Origin of the sequence: Rhizobium sp. AG207R (genome assembly GCF_027109195.1) — a bacterium.
Taxonomy (GTDB): domain Bacteria; phylum Pseudomonadota; class Alphaproteobacteria; order Rhizobiales; family Rhizobiaceae; genus Rhizobium; species Rhizobium dioscoreae.
This window is the reverse complement of record NZ_JAEPVT010000003.1, coordinates 19,405-38,475: the sequence shown is the minus strand read 5'-3', so window position 1 is coordinate 38,475 and position 19,071 is coordinate 19,405. Positions and strand designations below refer to the sequence as shown.

The window sequence follows — 19,071 nt, the reverse complement described above, 5'->3', positions numbered from 1 at the left end:
TAGGGGGCAGGATTATGGCTGTAAATGGTCGAGGACCGACGGAAGTGGCGGAAAGGCAAAATTTTTCGTGATGGTGTGGGGTTAAGATGGCGGCATCGAAGCCGTCACCAGACCTTCTCAGTAATATTCAACTCGCGTTTCGTTAAGGACGACGCGGGATCACACGATAAACATAAGGAAGCTGGCAAGGCCAAGGACCCAGAGAACCACATGTCCTATCGTGTGACCGATATTGAAGGTGCAATTGAGGCGGCCGAAGGGCCGGCCGGAACCATCCAGCAGCTAGGTTTTGTTCAACGCGCCCGAAGCCAATTAATCTCGCTCATGAAAAATGAGACGAGCAGTGAGCGCCTCAGTGTAAAGCATCAGGGGATAGTTTGGCCTAGATGCTGGAAAGCGACGTGGGCATAGCTTTCTGCGATTTGGTCGTCGGCATTCCAGTAGTCAAGCGGAGACAAAGTTCCCTCATCCATCAATCGGAGAACGTCTTCTCTATCTTTCCTTAGTTCGGGGTGATTCAATTTAAGGTGCTCAATCATCTCCGTTGCTGCCATATCGCCATCTGTAGCCGGGACGGCTTCACCGTTTAGCGTGAAGCGAAATCGGGCAGTACATTCCGAATAAGCGGGGTAAATATTGGCGAGCTCGTCGAACCAATCGCCTTTTACGCTCCCACAGGTTGGTGCCCGCCCGCCATTGCCATCTTCTTGGCCGCAACTCAGGAAAAGGTTTTCGTATGCAACCGCTCTTGTAGGATAAGTTGTCTGTGGGCGAAAATGCTCAATATGGTAGGTTTTCCCCGGTCGTGACAGGCTAAGCTTTCTGCCGCAATAGACGCAAACGCCTCTTTGGTCCTGATATAGCGCATTCCGGACGGCATCTCTTACGGCGGGGCTATCGAAGGGATAGGCCGGTTGCCAGTCTTCATTAGCCTGAGCAAGCCAATTTACCAGTTCAAGAGGAGGTTCGAGTTTTCTACTGCCCTTCATTTTTCTCCCCCGAGCTTTGAGAGCCTCTTCCTTAGGACGAGTAGTTCAGGAGGATCGCCCTCAATCTCGGATGTTATTTGTTGGAGAAGATTCGCGGCTAACTTGGTATCGCTTGCGTCGATTGCATTGTTGAACTCCTGGATTAATTCATCAATCTCAGGGAAGCGCTCGTTAGAACCAAAAACTCCCTCCAAAAGGTAGTTGCTCGTTTGGCCCTTCGTACGTAGCGGAATGTCCACCGCAAGATGCCCATCTTCCGATATGGACAAAACTCGGACGTGTTCACTCTCGACAGACGAAATAACTTGAGGAGAATGCGTTGTGATTACAAATTGGCAACGCCTAAAGACTCGGCGGAGAGTAGCAATGATCTTACTTTGCCATGCGGGATGCAGGTTAAGTTCGATCTCGTCGATCAGTATGATGCCTGGAATTTCGCCAAGGGGCGCGTCGGGGTTCACAATTTGAAGACGACGCGCGAGGTCGGCCAACAGGATGATGAACGAGCGCTCCCCGGATGAAAGCATGTTGACGTGAATAAAGGTGTTGGGTGTCTTCTCAAAATAAAGGCCTTCTGGCTCCTTTACTGATGAGTATGCTATGCCAATGAAGCCGTCGATTTCTTTAATCAGGTTCCTCACTGCTTCCAATTGAGGGTCGCGATAATTGGGGTCTTGATCCCGTACGTGACGAGCTTCTTCGGCATCACGTTTATCCCACCACATTTGTAGTTGGCTAATGGCCCGCAAATCCCCTTGTAAAGAGGTTTGTACAACGCCTTGCAAATTGGACGACGGAACACCGTTGCTAGAGTCAAAACCTCGATCTTGCTTATAATAAACCATTAGTGGGCGAGGTTCGTTTATCAGTCCGCCTTTTTGAATAAAATTCATAAGGGACGAAAGTGTACTGGAAATATTGTTGTTAATTGTTTCGCTATATCGGGTACTTAGACCTATGGGAGCTGGCTGGTGAGAGTTGTTAGTGGTTTCGAATGAGAAGCCCAATTCGACCAGCGCGTCGTTACTGCCAAGCTTTTTGTCCTTTTTTTGCAATCGCGGTTGTTGCCAATGAGACGACAAATCTGCGCTTGGCCATCCACGTTGGATAGTATCCAAGAGTAACGCCGTTGCATCAAGTATAGAGGATTTTCCCAGACCGTTTCTACCCACGATAACGGTTATTTTATCATCGAACTCCAATCGAAGGTCGTTGATACCGCGATAGCCCTCGATCCTCAGATTGGTAATGATCACAATTGTTCTCCAGTTGGCCACGCAGTCAATCGAGCCTAAACGGAATTCTTTTCGAAAGTCTAATCCTAAGACTCTCTTTGGGTTGAGAAGTGAAGACTGTGCAGTTTTTAGGCGGATTCATCAATGGCTTTAGGGAAGCATCGAGACGTCGGGTTAATGGTCACGTCTTCTATGCCCCGCGCTGTAGCGGATGGAAGCTCAAGTCATTGGAATCACAGCAACTAATTGAGCTGCTTGGAGATTTTTGGTGCCCCATGCCGGAGTCGAACCAGCACTTCTTTCGAAACTCGATTTTGAGTCGAGCGCGTCTACCAATTCCGCCAATGGGGCAACGGGGTACTGACGAGGCGGCTGTCTAGCATGTGAGCGGCGGGGCGCGCAAGCCGGGTCGGCAGATATTGCGAGTGTTTCCGCAGGGTTGCGGCTTGGCCCATGGCGTGGGTGGACGCCATGGGCTTTTTGCCGTTTGAGGCTCAGTGAGCCATGGCCGGGCCTTTGCTGGTGGAGCCGGACTTTTGCAGGGTGATCGCGAGGATCGCGGCAAGCAGGCAGAAAGCGCCGGCGACGAAGAAGGCGGGGAGGTAGGTGTTGAGCTCCGTGCGGGTGAGGCCGGCGCCATAGGCGGCGGTGGCCGCACCCAGCTGATGGCCGGCGAAGACCCAGCCGAAGACGAGGCCGGCCTTTTCGCGGCCGAAGCGGTCGGCGGCGATCTTGACGGTCGGCGGCACGGTGGCGATCCAGTCGAGGCCATAGAAGACGGCGAAGATCGACAGGCCGTAGAAGGTGAAGTCGCTGAAGGGCAGGTAGACCAGCGACAGGCCGCGCAGGCCATAATACCAGAAGAGCAGCCAGCGATTGTCGAAACGGTCGGAGAGCCAGCCGGAGCCGATCGTGCCGAAGAAATCGAAGATGCCCATGACCGCGAGCACGCTGGCGGCCGCGACAGGCACGATGCCGAAATCGCCGCAGAGGGTGACGAAATGCGTCTGGATCAGCCCGTTGGTCGATAGGCCGCAGATGAAGAAGGTGGCAAAGAGGATCCAGAAAGTGGATGTGGTGGAAACCTCCCGCAGAATGGCGATCGGCGAGGCAAGCGCGGCCTTCAGGTCCTTGGTGGCGGCCGGCGGCGGCGTGATGTGGATCTCGCCGACCAGCGGCAGGTTGACGTCCGAGGGGCGGTCGCGCATCAGGAGCAGCACGACGAGGGCGGCAACGACGATCATGCCGCAGACGAAGAGCACGGTGGTGCGCCAGCCATAGCGCGTCGTCAGCTCCGCCATCAGCGGCAGGAAGACGAGCTGCCCCGTGGCCGAGCTTGCCGAGAGCATGCCGATGACGAGGCCGCGATGCTTGGTGAACCAGCGGGTCGAGACGGTTGCGGCGAGCACCATGGCGGTGAGGCCGGTGCCAAAGCCGATGATGATGCCCCAGCAGAGCAGCAGCTGCCAGACTTGCGTCATGAAGAGCGAGCCGATGAAGCCGACGCCGATGGTCGCCAGCGCGAAGACGATGACCTTGCGCACGCCGAAATGGTTCATGAAGGCGGCGGCAAAGGGACCCATCAGGCCGAACAGCACGAGGCGGACGGCAAGCGCCGACGAAATGGAGGAGGTGCTCCAGCCGAACTCGTCCTCCAGCGGCTTGATGAGCACGCCGGGCGCGCCCATGGCGCCGGCCGTGACCAGCATGGTGAGGAAAGTGGCGGCGACGACGACCCATCCGTAATGGATGTTGCGCCGGGCGAGCGTCGAGGCAAGGGCAGTGGAAACCATGAGGTGCGTTCCAATCAGGTTGCGTGTCTTGGCGGCTGGACCGGGAGGCTTACGAGCGCTCGATCGCGGACGGCCTGGGGACCACATCCGCTTATAGCGTCCCGCCGTTCTCCCGGCTTGAACGTTTGTGTAAAGGCATTTACATGATTGCTATCATATTTGTTGCGTATTGATGATGGTCATCATATAAATTGTCAATACAGTTTTCTTGATGCTCTGATGGAGTTTTTTGATGAGAGTGAGCCGCGAGAAATTCGCCGAGAATCGCGAGAAGATCCTTGCCGTGGCGGGCGAGCTCTTTCGCGAGAAGGGTTTCGACGGCATCGGCGTCGCAGAGATCATGAAGGCGGCCGGGCTCACGCATGGCGGCTTCTACGGCCATTTCGATTCGAAGGACGAGCTTGCCTGCGAGGCGAGCAAGGCGCTGGTGGCCCGCTCGCTGGAGCGCTGGAAGCAGGTGGCTGCAAGCTCGCCCGAACAGCCGCTGGAAGCGCTGCTTGCCCATTATCTCTCGCATCGCAATGTCATCGAGCACGCGACAGGCTGCGTCTTTGCGGCGCTGACGCAGGAGGTCAGCCGCCATGGCCCCAAGATGCAATCCACCTTCACCGGCGGCCTGATAGGGCTGGTCGAAGTGCTGGAAGAGATCGTTCCCGGCGAGACGCCGGAGGAGCGCCGGCGCAAGGCGTTTGCCAGCCTTTCGGCCATGGTGGGCGCCGTCATTCTGGCGCGGGCGATGGACAATTCTGAGCTATCGCAAGAGTTTCTGTCGGCGACCCGGCAGGAGCTTTCGCCGCCGCCGGGTGAAAGCAACGGCTGAGCTTGCCTAGTCGCGGAAGGCGAGCAGCCCGTTCGCCTCGACGACCTCCCTGAATTTGCCATCGGGTGCGGCCGCCAGCAGCTCCGCGCGAAGTGCGGCTTCGAAATCGGCGGCCTTGTCGCCCAGTGCCTGCGGCGAGGTCGACGACATCGAGAAGATGCGGCCGACGATCTCTTCGATATCCCTGGTATATTCCGAGACGATGCCGATCCGTTCCAGATTGCGGAAGGGTGAGGCGAGCAGCATGGCTTCATGCGGCGCCCATTCCTTGCTCCGGCGCATCTGCCGCTCCGCGCTGCGCTCGGGCGAATAGGTTTCCATCAGCGGTTCAAGGATGCCGCGCCAGTTCGGCTCCGCCAGAATGCCTTTATCGTGGAAAAGCACGACGGCGCCGCCCGGCTCGATCAGCTTATCGAGGGCCTCAAGCGTCGCCGGCCTGTCCATCCAGTGGAAGGAGCGGCCCATGACGCAGAGATGCAGCCTGCCGATGTCAGGTCCGAGATCGTAGGAAGAGCCTTGGCGGATGGTGATATCGACACCCGCTTGCTTCGCGCCGATCTCGGCTTCGGCAAGCATTTCCGGTTCCGGATCCATGGCGGTGACGGCGGCACCCTGCAGCCGCGCGAAGGCGATGCCAAGCTGGCCGGGGCCGCAGCCGAGATCGAGCACATGATCGCCTGATTTCAGGCCGCTGCGTTCGGCGACGCGGGTAATCAGCTTGTCAGGATAGGGAATGCGATAGCGCAGGTAATAGGCCGCGGTCGATTGAAATCGCCGTGCTTCGAAGGGAACAGTGATCATTGGATATCATCCTCGGGGGGAAGGAACCTCGATCTGTTAAGCCCCAACTATGACCGGTTCGTGAAGTCACTTTTGCGCGATTTGCCGTGGCGTCAATAGGCTTCAGAGGGTGGGAATGCCCCTCACCTAACCCTCTCCCCGCGCGCGGGGAGAGGGGACGACAGAGCAAAAATGCTCGCGTTCACCGTGTGGAAAGGCGTGGATTGGGCAGGAAAAGCTCCCTCTCCCCGCATGTGCGGGGAGAGGGCTGGGGTGAGGGGCCAGGCAGCCAGCCGCAATATCACCAGCCCAACCTGGGCAGCTCCAAAATCCCGGTTCACTTGAACCCAGCAACCCCATGCGGGACATAGGGTGATTCCAGCGTTTCGATTTCTTCCGACGTCAATTTGACTTCCAGAGAGGCGATAGCATCCGTGATGTGGTCGGGCTTGGAAGCGCCGATGATCGGGGCAGTGACGGCGCTTTTCTGCAAGATCCAGGCGGTTGCGACCTGCGCGCGCGGGATGCCGCGTGCCTTGGCGACCGCGCCGACGGCATCGACGATCTTACGGTCGGCTTCGAGTGCCTGGGTGTAAAGCGTTTTACCGAATTCGTCGGACTCCGTGCGGGCTGTCGCCTCGTCCCAGTCACGCGTCAGGCGGCCGCGGGCGAGCGGGCTCCAGGGGATGACGGCGATCTTCTGGTCTTCGCAGAAAGGCAGCATCTCGCGCTCTTCCTCGCGGTAGAGCAGGTTCAGGTGGTCCTGCATGCTGACGAACTCCGTCCAGCCGTTGAGGCGGGAGATATAGATCGCCTTGGCGAACTGCCAGGCATACATGGAGGAAGCGCCGATATAGCGGGCCTTACCGGCCTTGACGACATCATGCAGCGCTTCCAGCGTTTCTTCGATCGGCGTCGTATAATCCCAGCGGTGGATCTGGTAGAGATCGACATAGTCGGTGCCGAGGCGGCGAAGGCTGTTGTCGATCTCGTCAAAGATCGCCTTGCGTGATAGTCCGGCGCCGTTCGGGCCGGGGCGCATGCGATTGAAGACCTTGGTCGCGAGCACGATATCGTCGCGGCGGGCGAAATCCTTGATGGCGCGGCCGACGATCTCCTCCGACGAGCCGTTGGAATAGGTATTGGCCGTATCGAGGAAGTTGATGCCGGCTTCGATCGCCTGGCGCAGCAGCGGACGGCTGTCTTCTTCTTTCAATGACCAAGCGTGCGTGCCCTTGTTGGGATCGCCATAGGTCATGCAACCCAGGCAGATGCGTGAGACTTCAAGGCCGGTCCTGCCGAGCTTTACGTATTCCATCGCTATTCTCCGTCCATTCGATCATTCGCTACAAGGAGGCCCATCGTCAGAAGGGCGATGGGATGGGTGCGTCGCGAAAAGCAAATCGACGGGCAAAGTCGCCGTCGGTCGACGCATGAATTCGTGAAGAGCTTCGAAGTATTCCTCAATAAATAAGGCGATTCGCGCCCGGGGGAAGACGGTGATTTCAAATGTTTCCTTGAACCCCAGAGGCGACAGGTGTTAGCTGCACCGCACCATTTTCTGGAACTGCGCATGAAATTGCCCCCGCGTGATACTTATGAAGCCCTCTATCGCGACTTTCGTTGGGAGATTCCGGCGAAATTCAACATAGGACATGCTGTTTGCGATGCCTGGGCCGAGCACGAGCCCGATCGCGTCTGCCTTCAGCATTTCAATCCCAACGGCAATCACTTTTCCATGACCTATGGTGAGTTGCGCGATCGTTCCGCCTCTTTCGCCAATGCGCTTGTCGCGCTCGGGGTGCGGGCGGGAGATCGGGTGGCGCTGCTGCTGCCCCAGAGTTTTGAGACAGTCGTCGCGCATGTGGCGATCTACAAGATGGGCGCGATCGCGTTGCCGCTGGCCTTGCTGTTCGGCGCCGAGGCGCTGGAATACCGGCTGAGGGCAGCCGGGGCATCGGCCATCGTCACCAACCGGTTCGGCCTCGAACGGCTGCGACCGATCCGGGACCGATTGCCGGAACTGGCGCGGGTGATTAGCATCGATGGCGCCGAAGAGGATGTTGCCGGCTTTGCCGATCTGGTGGCGGCCCATCCGCCTTTGTTTGACGTGGCAGAGACCGGCCCGGATGATCCGGCTTTGATGATCTTCACCTCGGGCACGACCGGGCCGCCTAAGGGCGCGCTGCATGGGCATCGCGTGCTGCCGGGTCATATTCCGGGCATGCAATTCGCCCATGAGGGCTTTCCCAAAGCCGGCGATCGGCTCTGGACGCCGTCGGACTGGGCCTGGGCCGGCGGTCTCCTGAATGCGCTGCTGCCGAGCCTGATGCTCGGCGTTCCCGTCGTTTCCTCCCCGGCGCAGAAATTCGATCCGCACATGGCGTTCCGCATCATGGCCGAGATGGAGGTGCGCAATGCATTCATCCCGCCGACGGCGCTGCGCTTGCTGAAGGCCGTCGACAATCCGCGGGTGCAGTATGATCTCAAGCTGCGCACGATAGGGTCTGCAGGCGAGGCGCTCGGCCGTGAAACCTTCGAATGGGCGCGGTCCGCGCTTGGTGTCAGCGTCAACGAATTCTTCGGCCAGACGGAATGCAATTTCGTGCTCTCCTCCAGCGAGGCGTTCGGCGTCAGCCGCGGCGGGGCGACGGGCAAGCCCGCCCCCGGCCATCGTGTCGCGATCGTCGATGCTGATGGCCATGAGGTTCCCGTGGGCGAGACGGGGCAGATCGCGATCAGTCGGCCCGATCCGGTGATGTTCCTCGGCTACTGGCAGAACGAGGCGGCGACGGAGGCAAAATTTGCCAATGACTGGCTGCTGACGGGCGATATCGGCCGGCAGGATGCAGATGGCTATATTTCCTTCGTCGGCCGCGACGACGATGTTATCACCTCGTCGGGCTATCGCATCGGCCCGAGCGAGATCGAGGATTGCCTCGGCGGCCATCCGGCCGTGCAGCTTGCCGCGGCGGTGGGAAAGCCGGACGCGGTCAGAACGGAAATCGTCAAGGCCTATGTCGTGCTCGTGCCCGGTCGTGGGCCGAGTGACAAACTGGCGGCCGAAATCCGCGAATGGGTGAAGACCCGGCTTTCCATGCACGAATATCCGCGCGAGATCGAATTTGTCGATGCTCTGCCGCTGACGACCTCGGGCAAGGTGATCCGCCGCCTGCTGCGCGAGCGGGCGATCGCCGAGGTCAGCGCTTCGTAAGCGACAGGATCTTTTCGCGCAGCAGCTTCGCCATGTTGCGGGTGCTGCGATACATATGGAGCTGCGTGGTAACCTGGCGGACGTCGCGGTCGCCGTTCGGCGTCAGGCCGATGATGAGCGTGCCCATCTCTTCACGCTCGTGCCAGAAGCGGCTCATGATTGGATGATCCGGCACGGCGCAGGAATCGGAGCGAACGACGTTGGCATCGTCCAGATGCCATTCCGTCAGCTCGCCCATCAGCAGCTTGCCCGGCGAAAAGCGGGCATAGGCCTCGTCATAGGCAGTTTTCCAGGTATAGGCCTCACCGCTCATAATGAGTACGATCATCGAGGCGATAGCCTTGCCGTCGAGATCGATGGTGTGGATGCGCACCGCGTCGATGGCTGCGAGGTTGGAAATCGCCTCGCGGGCGAAGGCGGCATGGTGACGATCGGTGACCAGCGCCGAGCGCTTCTTGCCCTTCCAGCCGCTTGCTTCCAGCGCCAGGAATTCTTCCATGCGCCCATGAATATCGCGGGGCTGGCGCGCGACGCTGTAGGTGACTTCGCCCAGGCTTTCCAGCAGCCGCCACTGCCGGCGCATTTCCCGCAAGTGCGCGTTGGAAATCGTCCGCTTGAGATAGGTAAGCGCGTCGTCATTGCTCTGGAGCATCGGACGCTGGAATGGGTTGGCGACGGCGATCGGCAGGTTCCGGCCGATGGCGATGACCTTGGCCATCTGGACGAAATGACCGTTGAGACGAACATCCGGCAATACGAGCGTGCTCGGCAGATGCAGCTCCGGCCGGGAGAGCGCCTCGAGGAGGTTGTCGAGCGTTTCGCCGGCATCCTCGGCGTCGAGCAAGGGTGTGCCGAGTGGGCCAAACGAGTTCGACCAGACCCGGATAATGGACGGCCCTATTGCAAAGCCCGGTTTGTCGACCGTGAAGGGCATCAGCAGACGGATGCGGCTGCGCGTGCTGCTGTTGTCGCGCATCAGCGCCAGCCGCACCTGCCGATCCTCAAGGCGGGGCATGGCGGGCGCGAGGAAGCGGCCGGAGAAGAAGACGTTCGGCTCCATGGCACGGTTGGACAGGAAGTCCAGCTCATCCTGCAGCTCGTAGCCGAGCTTGCCGGGATAGAGGCAGAATTCGCGGCCGGTGCGGCCGACCTCGACGCGAGCCTCGGCTTTCGGCGCTTCGAAATGCAGCGCTGCGAGCGTATGCGTCAGGGCGTTCACTTGGCTGTCGGTGGTTTCGGTATAGGGTGGACGTGCCATGATCAGAGGGCCCTCGTTGCCGATGGCGCTGCAGGACGCCGGATAAGGGCGAATAGGGTGATGCCGAGCGCACGGCGCACGGCGATGTGCAGGAGCAGGGCTTCGATCGCCATGGCGACCGCTCCGGCAATCGCCGCTCCTTCGATGCCGAGATGCGGGATGAGCGCAACGTTCAGGCCGACGTTGGCAATGAGCGCCACAGCATAGAGATAGACGCAGAGCATCTGCTTGTCCGCCATGGTCAGGAGCACTTCAGCAGGGCCGACGAGCGCTCTTGCGAGAATGCCGGCAAGCAGGATCGCCATCACGATCTGGCCCTCGGTGAAGGCCGCGCCGAACAGTGAAAGCAGGAGTTGCCCTGCCGCCAGCACCACGAGGCCGAGGGCAAGCGCCGGAAAGAAGGACCAGCGCGTCGCTTCGGTCGCGAAGGCTGCGAGCTTGCCGCGATCGCCCTCAGCCAGGATGGCGGCAAAACGCGGCCCGATGGCTGCCCTGACGGCGAAGGAGACAAAGAGCACCAGGGCCATCGTTTTTGCCGCCGCGAAATAGACGGCGACTTCATCCGGATCGAGGAAAATGCCGACGACGATGACGTCCGAATTGGTGAGCAGGTAGCCCACGCCTTCGACCAGGAAAATCGGCAGGGCGACGGCTGTCCAAGCGCTGAATTCAGTCGTTTTCGGGCCGCTTGGATAATGGCGGCGCAGACGGAGCGTCACCGCAAGATATTGCAGCAGGACGCTGGTGAAGGCGCCAGAAAGCGCCGCCGCCATGGCGGTAACGGCATCGCGTGGCGCGCCGGCGAGGATGGCGGTCACCATGAAGAGCAGGATCAGCGTCGGACGAATGAGGAAGGTCGGGCTGAGAGCCATGATTGGCCAGTGTTTGGCGCGGGCCGTACCGTCCAGAACGTCTCCAAGCGCGATCATCGGCACGGCAATCAGACCGAGGAAAACCGGCATGACGTAATAATGTTCGACCATGCCGCGGAAGGCGAAGAGCAGCAGCGCGCCGATCAGTGCCAGACTGCCCGAAACGGCGACCACGAACAGGCGTGCCGTGGCATTCAAGCCACGAATGGCATCATGATTGCCGTTGGCATCGTATTGGGGCAGGAAGCGGATGATGGCGGTCGGGAAGCCGAGGCAGGCGAGATTGCCGAACAGGATCATCAGCACCCAGACGAAGACGAAGATGCCGTATTCGAACCGCCCCATCAGGCGGGCCAGGATGATCTGCGAGAGAAAGGCGAGGGCGGCGCCTGCAACGCGGATCGTGAAGGCGATCAGCGCCATGCGCTGTGAAACTGCCTTTTCGTCCCGGCCGGTAAGCATAGCGGCGACTTTGCGCAGATACGGCGATAGCGCGGCCCGCAATGCGGACGGCAACATTCTTTCCGCTGTTTGAAAGACCGCCATGATCGATACGCAATACTTTAAGTATGATCCCAAACTCGCGTTAGTCTTGGCAGAGGAGAGTTAAGAATCGGTTCTTTCGATAGTTAAATGTCAGGGGTCATGCATGCGGTCGGTTGTCTGTCGGGTGAGTGCAGAAGCAACCGTTGGCTGCGAGGAGTTCATGCCCGCTCCACTCGGAGAGCCGTCGCAGGAAACGGGTGGCGGAGGTTTGGTCGGCATGTAGAATCCAGGGTCTATTGGAGGAGGATTTCATGCTCACACTTCACGATTATTTGCCGTCGCAGAATGGCTGGAAGGCCAGGGTTCTGTTCGGATTGCTCGATATTCCCTATCAGACCCGCCTGGTATCCATTTTCGAGGGGGAGGGGCGCACGGACGCCTTTTTCGATCTCAATCCGGCAGGAGGCATCCCCGTTCTCGAACTGGAGGATGGGCGAACGATTGCGGAATCGAACGCTATTCTCACCTATGTTGCTGAAGGCACGCGGTTTCTTCCGGCGGATCGCTATCGACATGCCAAGGTCATGCAATGGCTGTTTTTCGAGCAGTATCATGTCGAACCGGTCATCGGTACGCTGCGCTTCTGGACGCTCACGGGACGGCTCGAGCTCAATGCCGTTTTGGCGGAGGCCAAGCGCGCGGGCAGCCTTCGTACGCTTGCAGCGCTCGAGCGCGGGTTGAAGAACACGCCGTTCCTTGTTGGTGAGGAGTTCTCGATCGCGGATATCGCGGTTTACGCCTATGCCCATAGGGCGGCGGATTGCGGCTTGGATCTTGCCGACTACCCCGCGCTTAGGGCCTGGTTCGATCGGGTGCTTGACGTCATTGGACCGGGCTACCCGGTGCATCTCTACAATGAGGATCCGCATTCCGCTGTCTGAACGCGGTGGGCGTGCTGAAATGGTTGTCGGCGGCGCCTATCGGCGAATTGTTGTAGTCCCTGATCGTTGCAAACAAAAATGCCGCCCGAAGGCGGCATTTTTGCTCATTGCTGTCGGTTTGCGAGGCTCAGACCACTTCGCTGCTTTCGAAGGCGCCGTGGCAGTGCTTGTACTTCTTGCCGGAGCCGCAGGGGCAGGCCTCGTTGCGGCCGACGCGGCCCCAGGTTGCCGGGTTGCGCGGATCGCGATTTTCCGGTGCCACAGCGCTCTCACTTGCAAGCGTGAATGGTGAGAATTCGTCTTCGCCCGTTGTCGCGTCGATATGACGGGCCTGCATCGGCGGCGTCTCCGGCTCGGCCGGCTGCTGCACCAGTTCGACGCGCGAAAGCTGCGCGGTCACGGCCTGGCGCAGATTGTTCAACAGTGCTTGGAACAGCTCGAAAGCTTCGGCCTTGTATTCCTGCAGCGGATCGCGCTGGGCGTAGCCGCGGAAGCCGATGACCGAGCGCAGATGATCGAGGTTGACGATGTGCTCGCGCCACAGATTGTCCAGCGTCTGCAGCACGATGGAGCGCTCGACATAGGTCATGATCTCAGGGCCGAAGCGTTCAGCCTTTTCGGCCGCAGCCTTTTCAGCCGCTTCCGTCAGGCGCGCACGGATGTCGTCTTCGCCGATGCCTTCTTCCTTGACCCAGTCATGAATGGGCAGGTCGAGATCGAAGAAGTTGGCGACAGCCGTCTTCAGGCCGTCGGCATCCCACTGTTCGGCATAGGCGCGCTCTGGAATATGTCTGGCGACGAGATCTTCGATGACATCGTGGCGCATGTCGCCGACGAATTCGGAGAGGTCCTTGGATTCCATCAGCTCGACACGCTGGTCGAAGATGACCTTGCGCTGATCGTTCAATACGTCGTCGTACTTCAGAACGTTCTTGCGGATGTCGAAGTTGCGGGCCTCGACCTTCTTCTGGGCGCGTTCAACCGCCTTGTTGATCCAGGGGTGGACGATCGCTTCGCCTTCCTTGAGGCCGAGCTTCTGCAGCATGCCATCCATGCGGTCGGAACCGAAGATGCGCATCAGGTCGTCCTGGAGCGACAGGTAGAATTTCGAGCGGCCCGGGTCGCCCTGGCGGCCGGAACGGCCACGCAGCTGGTTGTCGATACGGCGGCTTTCATGGCGCTCGGAGGCGATGACGTAGAGGCCGCCGGCAGCGATCGATTTCTGCTTGAGTTCCTTGATCTCTTCGGCAATGCGGGCAATGGCCGCGTCGCGCTCCGGACCGGGTTCCATTTCGTGCAGGTCGCGCTCGACTCGCATTTCGAGGTTGCCGCCGAGCTGGATGTCGGTGCCGCGGCCGGCCATGTTGGTGGCGATCGTCACTGCGCCCGGAACGCCGGCCTGGGCGACGATGTAGGCTTCCTGCTCGTGGTAGCGCGCGTTCAGAACCTGGAAATTGGAGAAGCCGCGCTTGCGCATAAGGTCGGCGAGAAGTTCGGACTTCTCAATCGACGTCGTGCCGACCAGCACCGGCTGGCCGCGCTTGTGAGCGTCGAGGATCTCATTGATGATGGCGTTATACTTCTCGGCGTGCGTGCGATAGACCTCGTCGTCCTCGTCGATACGCTGGATCGGCAGGTTGGTCGGCACTTCGATCACGTCGAGACCGTAGATGTTGCCGAATTCCTCTGCTTCCGTCGATGCCGTACCGGTCATGCCGGCGAGCTTTTCGTACATGCGGAAGTAGTTCTGGAAGGTGATCTGCGCCAGGGTCTGGTTTTCCGGCTGGATCTGCACATGCTCCTTGGCTTCCAGCGCCTGATGCTGGCCGTCCGAATAACGGCGGCCTGGCATCATGCGGCCGGTGAATTCGTCGATGATGACGACTTCACCGTTGCGCACGATATAGTCCTTGTCGCGCTGGAACAGCTTGTGCGCCTTGAGCGCGTTGTTGATGTGGTGGACGATCGCGACATTCTCGACGTCGTAGAGCGATTCACCCTTCAAGAGGCCGGCTTCGCGCAGCATGTTTTCCAGCTTCTCGGTGCCTTCTTCGGAGAAGTTGGCCGAGCGCTGCTTTTCATCGATTTCATAGTCTTCCTTCGCCAGGCGGGGAATGAAGGCGTCGATGGTGATATAGAGATCGGAGCGGTCGTCGAGCGGACCGGAGATGATCAGCGGCGTGCGCGCTTCGTCGACCAGGATCGAGTCCACTTCGTCGACGATCGCGAAGCTATGGCCGCGCTGAACCATCTGAGCGCGCTCATATTTCATATTGTCGCGCAGATAGTCGAAGCCGAGCTCGTTGTTGGTGGCGTAGGTGATGTCGCAGGCATAGGCGTCATGGCGCTGTTCATCCGACAGGCCGTGGACGATGACGCCCGTCGTCAGGCCGAGGAAGCTGTACAGGCGGCCCATGGTGCCGCTGTCGCGCTGCGCCAGGTAATCGTTGACGGTAACGACATGGACGCCCTTGCCGGCCAGCGCGTTCAGATAGACCGGGAGGGTGGCAACCAGAGTTTTACCTTCACCGGTCTTCATCTCAGCGATGGCATTGGAATGAAGGATCATGCCGCCGATGAGCTGCACGTCAAAGGGTCGCATGCCAAGAACACGGCGCGACGCTTCACGAGCGACCGCGAAGGCCGGCACGAGGATATCGTCCAGCGTCTTGCCGTCCGCGAGCTGCTGGCGGAACTCAACCGTCTTGGCGGCCAGAGCTTCATCGGACAGCGCACGCATCTCCGGCTCGAGCGCGTTGATTGCGGCTACTTTCGGCTGGAACGATTTAACCCGACGGTCGTTGGACGAGCCGAACAACTTGCGGGCAATTCCACCTAGGCTGACCATGTGACTGGTCCTTTCTGAGATTTCATCCTGCCGTTTCCTGCTTGATCCATTCCCGAAAAAAACGGGAGTATAGCACAAAACGGCCGGAAACTGTTCTGGACGCGAGGTTGCGTGACAGATAAGAGGGGGGTCGATTGATGTCAACGGGATTTGGCCGATACAGAAAGGCCACATTCTCCTGCTGAAGGCTTTTTCACGCCGGATTCACATCTGTCGAGCCGGTCGAGATCACCGAAGGGTTATTTTATGTTGAAGTATAACAAGCTTGCTGCGGTTGCTTTCGCAACAATCGTTACCTTCCAGGCTCCGGTCTTCGCGGCCGATGCCAAGGACCCCGTTGTCGCCAAGGTCGGCGATGTCGAAATCCATCAATCCGAACTCGATCTGGCAATCGCCAATCTCGATCCGCAGCTCGGCCAGCTTCCGGATGACCAGAAGAAGGTCGCAGCACTCTCGGCTTCGGTCGATGTGAAGCTTTTGTCGCAGAAGGCCGCTGCCGAGAAGCTCGATCAGACGCCGGACTTCCAGGCTCACATGGCCTATCTGCGCGACCGCGAGCTGCACAATGCCTATTTCAAGGCTCACGTCGCCGACGCCATCAAGGATGATGAAGTCAAGGCTCGTTACGACAAGGAAGTCGCAGCCCTGCCGAAGCAGGAAGAGGTTCATGCCCGCCACATTCTCGTGAAAACCGAGGATGAAGCCAAGGCGATCATCAAGGAACTCGATGCCGGCAAGGATTTCGCCGCACTTGCCAAGGAAAAGTCGACGGATCCAAACAAGGCTGACGGCGGCGATCTCGGCTATTTCGGCCATGGCCGCATGGTCAAGGAATTCGAGGACGCGGCTTTCGCGCTTCCGGTCGGAACCTACACGAAGACCCCGGTTAAGACCGATTTCGGCTGGCACATCATCAAGGTTGAAGACAAGCGCAATGCTCCTCCTCCGCCGTTCGACCAGGTCAAGGACCAGGTTCGTCAGCTCGTCATGCGCGACAAGTATCTTGAACTCCTGAACAAGGCCAAGCAGGATACCAAGGTCGTCATCAACGATCCGGCGCTCAGCAAGGCTTATGACGACGCGCAGAAGCAGCAGGATGCAGCACCGGCCGACGATGCAGTTGCGCCTGCCGACGGTGCGGCAGCGCCCGACGCTCAGCCGCAGCAGTAATTGACAGCAGTCAAACAATCAGGGCCCGGATTTTCCGGGCCCTTCACTGGAGCCGGATGATTTTAGGTCGATACGACCTAAAATCTGAATCCGCTCCAGAATTAAAAAGCAGAGCATGATGTAATCCGAAAACCGCCTACACTTTTCGGCATCATGCTCGTCCAGGTGGGTCTCATGTCCGGTTCCGTTTCTCCGCTCGCTCCCAAAACCTTTGTATCCATGCCCGCCCTTCGCGGTGTGCGCATGACCACGGCCTCCGCCGGCATCAAGTACAAGAACCGGACCGACGTCCTGCTGATGGTCTTCGACAAGCCGGCCGCCGTAGCGGGCGTCTTCACCCGCTCGAAGTGCCCTTCGGCTCCGGTCGATTTCTGCCGGAAGAACCTGGCGCACGGCAGCGCGCGCGCCGTCGTCGTCAATTCCGGCAATGCCAATGCCTTCACCGGCCTCAAGGGACGCCAGGCGACGGAACTGACCGCCAAGTCCGCGGCGGCTGCCGTCGGTTGCGGTGAAAACGAAGTTTATCTCGCCTCCACCGGTGTCATCGGTGAGCCGCTTGACGCCAGCAAGTTCGCCGGTGTGCTCGATACGATGGCGAAGGATGCGACAAGCGATTTCTGGTTCGAGGCCGCCAAGGCGATCATGACCACGGATACCTATCCGAAGGTCGCGACCCGCACCGCCGAGATCGGCGGCGTCAAGGTCACGATCAACGGTATTGCCAAGGGCGCCGGCATGATCGCACCCGATATGGCGACGATGCTCTCTTTCGTCGTCACCGATGCCGATATTTCTTCTGCCGTGCTGCAGACGCTGCTGTCCGAAGGCGTCGGCCCGAGCTTCAATTCGATGACGGTCGATAGCGATACCTCGACCTCCGATACTTTGATGCTGTTCGCCACCGGCACTGCCGCGGCTGATGGTCAGGCGCATATCGATCGCGCCGACGATCCGAAGCTTATCGGTTTCCGGGCGGCACTTAACGAGCTGCTGAAGGATCTTGCCATCCAGGTCGTTCGCGACGGCGAAGGCGCGACCAAGATGCTCGAAATTACGGTGACGGGCGCCGAAAACGACGCGGCTGCCAAGCGCATCGCGCTTTCGATCGCCAATTCGCCGTTGGTCAAGACCGCCGCCGCCGGCGAAGACGCCAATTGGGGCCGCGTCGTCATGGCTGTCGGCAAGGCGGGCGAAATGGCGGATCGCGACAAGCTCGCCATCTGGTTCGGCGATGTCCGCGTCGCAGTCAACGGTGAGCGTGACGCTTCCTATTCGGAAGAAGCCGCCTCTAATGTCATGAAGCAGCAGGATATTCCCGTGAAGGTCGATCTTGGCCTCGGCAATGGCCGCGCAACGGTCTGGACCTGCGACCTTACCAAGGAATATGTTGCCATCAATGGCGACTACCGGAGCTGATACCTAGCTGATGCATGCGCAGTCCACGATAAACAAGCTGCCCTTGGTGCGCAGGCTGGAAGCCGTCGGTTTCCGGGCCTGGCCCGCCTCGTCGGTGCAATATGATGGCAGCTGGCAAATCCGGCTGACGGCGGGTCATCCGTCGAAGCGGCTGAATTCTGTCGTGCCGCTCGATCCCTCCGATCATCGCGATCTCGAGATCCGGCTGGCAAAAGCGCAGCGCAAGTTCGAAGCCTATGGCAGGCCTATGGTCGTGCGCGAGACGCCGCTCGCCTCGCCGAAGCTCATCGATCTCCTACGGGAGCGCGGCTGGACGTGTTTCGACGAGACGATCGTCATGACCGCCAATCTCGTCGATCTCGAATTGCCTGATATGCTGGATCATCTGCCGAGCCACGATGTCGGCCGCTTTGTCGATGCGAGCCTCATCGTTGATGAGGCTGATCCGGCTCTGAAGCCGGCATTGGCCGAGGTGGTGAGCGGCATCAAGCCGCCATCGGGCCTCTTTGTCATCGAAAATGATGATGCCGGACCGGTGGCGACAACGCTTTGCGTGCAGGACAACGATCTTGCCGGCGTCATGTCGGTTGCCGTCTCGCAGCAGCATCGGCGCAAGGGCCTCGGAGCCGAGATCCTGACTTCGGCGCTTCGCTGGGCCCGGATGCGCAGCGCCAAGACCGCCTGGTTGCAGGTCAGCGCCGACAATGCTCCGGCTTTGGCGCTCTACGTTCGTTTCGGTTTCCGCGAAGCCTATCGTTATTGCTATTGGCGACCGCCGGAGGCTGCATGAACGAGGCTGGCCGAAAGATCGTTCTCGTGGCCGCCTGCGCGCTCATCGACGCTGACGGCCGTATCCTTCTGGCGCAGCGCCCCGAGGGAAAATCGCTCGCCGGCCTCTGGGAGTTTCCCGGCGGCAAGGTCGAGTCTGGCGAGACGCCGGAGGAGACCTTGGTGCGCGAGCTTCAGGAAGAGCTTGGCATCCAGACGAAAATCGCCTGTCTCGCGCCGCTGACCTTCGCCAGCCATACTTACGAAACCTTCCATCTGCTGATGCCGCTTTATATCTGCCGGCGTTACGAAGGAATCCCGCATGGCCGGGAAGGGCAGGCGATCAAATGGGTACGGCCGCAGGCCCTGCGCGACTATCCGATGCCGCCGGCCGATGAGCCGCTGATCCCGTTCCTGCAGGATCTGCTTTAGCTTTTTACGGCAAGGGCTGAGGCAGCGCCGGTATCGGGCGGTGTCGCGC

General features: G+C 59.7%; 15 protein-coding genes and 1 tRNA gene. 7 read left to right on the top strand and 9 right to left on the bottom strand.

The features are described from left to right. Positions 1-365: 365 nt before the first annotated feature. The 4 genes from JJQ51_RS07680 to JJQ51_RS07665 form a co-directional block, all read right to left on the bottom strand. Positions 366-989 (bottom strand): retron system putative HNH endonuclease, encoded by a 624-nt coding sequence (locus tag JJQ51_RS07680; protein WP_269244478.1) that lies wholly within the window; start codon positions 987-989, stop codon positions 366-368. Next, entirely contained in the window at positions 986-2,245 is a 1,260-nt protein-coding gene (locus JJQ51_RS07675; protein WP_269244477.1) for an AAA family ATPase, read from the bottom strand. Before JJQ51_RS07675 ends, JJQ51_RS07680 begins: the two co-directional genes overlap by 4 nt. A 245-nt stretch (positions 2,246-2,490) precedes the next feature. Continuing rightward, positions 2,491-2,575 (bottom strand) — tRNA-Leu (locus JJQ51_RS07670). Positions 2,576-2,718: 143 nt separating this feature from the next. Next, positions 2,719-4,017: an MFS transporter gene (locus JJQ51_RS07665; protein WP_269244476.1), complete on the bottom strand. Its 1,299-nt coding sequence runs from the start codon at positions 4,015-4,017 to the stop codon at positions 2,719-2,721. Positions 4,018-4,249: 232 nt separating this feature from the next. On the opposite strand from JJQ51_RS07665, the gene JJQ51_RS07660 reads away from it, so the two are divergent. After that, positions 4,250-4,837, top strand: coding sequence for a TetR/AcrR family transcriptional regulator (locus tag JJQ51_RS07660; protein WP_269244475.1), 588 nt, complete (start codon positions 4,250-4,252; stop codon positions 4,835-4,837). A 6-nt stretch (positions 4,838-4,843) separates the two neighbouring features. Here the strand turns inward: JJQ51_RS07660 and JJQ51_RS07655 are convergent, their stop codons facing one another. Then, complete coding sequence (locus JJQ51_RS07655) at positions 4,844-5,638, bottom strand: class I SAM-dependent methyltransferase (protein ID WP_145636260.1); 795 nt, start codon at positions 5,636-5,638, stop codon at positions 4,844-4,846. Between the two features lie 316 nt (positions 5,639-5,954). Beyond that, positions 5,955-6,935: an aldo/keto reductase gene (locus JJQ51_RS07650; protein ID WP_269244474.1), complete on the bottom strand. Its 981-nt coding sequence runs from the start codon at positions 6,933-6,935 to the stop codon at positions 5,955-5,957. A gap of 255 nt (positions 6,936-7,190) precedes the next feature. Here JJQ51_RS07650 and JJQ51_RS07645 point away from each other — a divergent pair, with 255 nt between their 5' ends. Continuing rightward, positions 7,191-8,831, top strand: coding sequence for an AMP-binding protein (locus JJQ51_RS07645; RefSeq protein ID WP_269244473.1), 1,641 nt, complete (start codon positions 7,191-7,193; stop codon positions 8,829-8,831). Here JJQ51_RS07645 and JJQ51_RS07640 read toward each other — a convergent pair. Beyond that, on the bottom strand, positions 8,818-10,089 hold the full coding sequence (locus JJQ51_RS07640; RefSeq protein WP_269244472.1) for a GNAT family N-acetyltransferase: 1,272 nt from the start codon (positions 10,087-10,089) through the stop codon (positions 8,818-8,820). The two genes, JJQ51_RS07645 and JJQ51_RS07640, sit on opposite strands and share 14 nt — an antisense overlap. Positions 10,090-10,091: 2 nt before the next feature. After that, entirely contained in the window at positions 10,092-11,507 is a 1,416-nt protein-coding gene (locus JJQ51_RS07635; RefSeq protein ID WP_269244471.1) for a lipopolysaccharide biosynthesis protein, read from the bottom strand. 251 nt (positions 11,508-11,758) lie between these two features. On the opposite strand from JJQ51_RS07635, the gene JJQ51_RS07630 reads away from it, so the two are divergent. Further along, positions 11,759-12,388 carry a glutathione S-transferase family protein gene (locus tag JJQ51_RS07630; protein WP_113332347.1) on the top strand — a complete coding sequence of 210 codons (630 nt, stop codon included), beginning with the start codon at positions 11,759-11,761 and terminating at the stop codon, positions 12,386-12,388. Positions 12,389-12,515: 127 nt separating this feature from the next. On the opposite strand, the gene secA is transcribed toward JJQ51_RS07630, so the two are convergent. Then, positions 12,516-15,236, bottom strand: a complete 2,721-nt coding sequence (gene secA, locus JJQ51_RS07625; RefSeq protein ID WP_113332346.1) for a preprotein translocase subunit SecA — start codon at positions 15,234-15,236, stop codon at positions 12,516-12,518. 246 nt (positions 15,237-15,482) lie between these two features. On the opposite strand from secA, the gene JJQ51_RS07620 reads away from it, so the two are divergent. From JJQ51_RS07620 to mutT, 4 genes are all read left to right on the top strand, one after another. After that, on the top strand, positions 15,483-16,406 hold the full coding sequence (locus JJQ51_RS07620; protein ID WP_069612949.1) for a peptidylprolyl isomerase: 924 nt from the start codon (positions 15,483-15,485) through the stop codon (positions 16,404-16,406). A 174-nt stretch (positions 16,407-16,580) separates the two neighbouring features. Then, positions 16,581-17,822: a bifunctional glutamate N-acetyltransferase/amino-acid acetyltransferase ArgJ gene (gene argJ, locus JJQ51_RS07615; RefSeq protein ID WP_113354431.1), complete on the top strand. Its 1,242-nt coding sequence runs from the start codon at positions 16,581-16,583 to the stop codon at positions 17,820-17,822. A gap of 10 nt (positions 17,823-17,832) precedes the next feature. After that, a complete protein-coding gene (locus JJQ51_RS07610) occupies positions 17,833-18,612 on the top strand; it encodes a GNAT family N-acetyltransferase (RefSeq protein WP_113354199.1) in 780 nt (259 codons plus the stop codon). Then, positions 18,609-19,022, top strand: a complete 414-nt coding sequence (gene mutT, locus JJQ51_RS07605; protein WP_113354198.1) for an 8-oxo-dGTP diphosphatase MutT — start codon at positions 18,609-18,611, stop codon at positions 19,020-19,022. The genes JJQ51_RS07610 and mutT overlap by 4 nt, the downstream gene beginning before the upstream one ends. Positions 19,023-19,071 lie beyond the last annotated feature (49 nt).

What these genes read in the sequence shown, in the direction of transcription:
- JJQ51_RS07650 (WP_269244474.1), bottom strand. Translation starts at nt 6,935, where the DNA reads ATGGAATACGTAAAGCTCGGCAGGACCGGCCTTGAAGTCTCACGCATC.
- JJQ51_RS07680 (WP_269244478.1), bottom strand. Translation starts at nt 989, where the DNA reads ATGAAGGGCAGTAGAAAACTCGAACCTCCTCTTGAACTGGTAAATTGG.
- argJ (WP_113354431.1), top strand. Translation starts at nt 16,581, where the DNA reads ATGTCCGGTTCCGTTTCTCCGCTCGCTCCCAAAACCTTTGTATCCATG.
- JJQ51_RS07665 (WP_269244476.1), bottom strand. Translation starts at nt 4,017, where the DNA reads ATGGTTTCCACTGCCCTTGCCTCGACGCTCGCCCGGCGCAACATCCAT.
- JJQ51_RS07645 (WP_269244473.1), top strand. Translation starts at nt 7,191, where the DNA reads ATGAAATTGCCCCCGCGTGATACTTATGAAGCCCTCTATCGCGACTTT.
- secA (WP_113332346.1), bottom strand. Translation starts at nt 15,236, where the DNA reads ATGGTCAGCCTAGGTGGAATTGCCCGCAAGTTGTTCGGCTCGTCCAAC.
- JJQ51_RS07620 (WP_069612949.1), top strand. Translation starts at nt 15,483, where the DNA reads ATGTTGAAGTATAACAAGCTTGCTGCGGTTGCTTTCGCAACAATCGTT.
- JJQ51_RS07640 (WP_269244472.1), bottom strand. Translation starts at nt 10,089, where the DNA reads ATGGCACGTCCACCCTATACCGAAACCACCGACAGCCAAGTGAACGCC.
- JJQ51_RS07635 (WP_269244471.1), bottom strand. Translation starts at nt 11,507, where the DNA reads ATGGCGGTCTTTCAAACAGCGGAAAGAATGTTGCCGTCCGCATTGCGG.
- JJQ51_RS07655 (WP_145636260.1), bottom strand. Translation starts at nt 5,638, where the DNA reads ATGATCACTGTTCCCTTCGAAGCACGGCGATTTCAATCGACCGCGGCC.
- JJQ51_RS07660 (WP_269244475.1), top strand. Translation starts at nt 4,250, where the DNA reads ATGAGAGTGAGCCGCGAGAAATTCGCCGAGAATCGCGAGAAGATCCTT.
- JJQ51_RS07610 (WP_113354199.1), top strand. Translation starts at nt 17,833, where the DNA reads ATGCATGCGCAGTCCACGATAAACAAGCTGCCCTTGGTGCGCAGGCTG.
- mutT (WP_113354198.1), top strand. Translation starts at nt 18,609, where the DNA reads ATGAACGAGGCTGGCCGAAAGATCGTTCTCGTGGCCGCCTGCGCGCTC.
- JJQ51_RS07630 (WP_113332347.1), top strand. Translation starts at nt 11,759, where the DNA reads ATGCTCACACTTCACGATTATTTGCCGTCGCAGAATGGCTGGAAGGCC.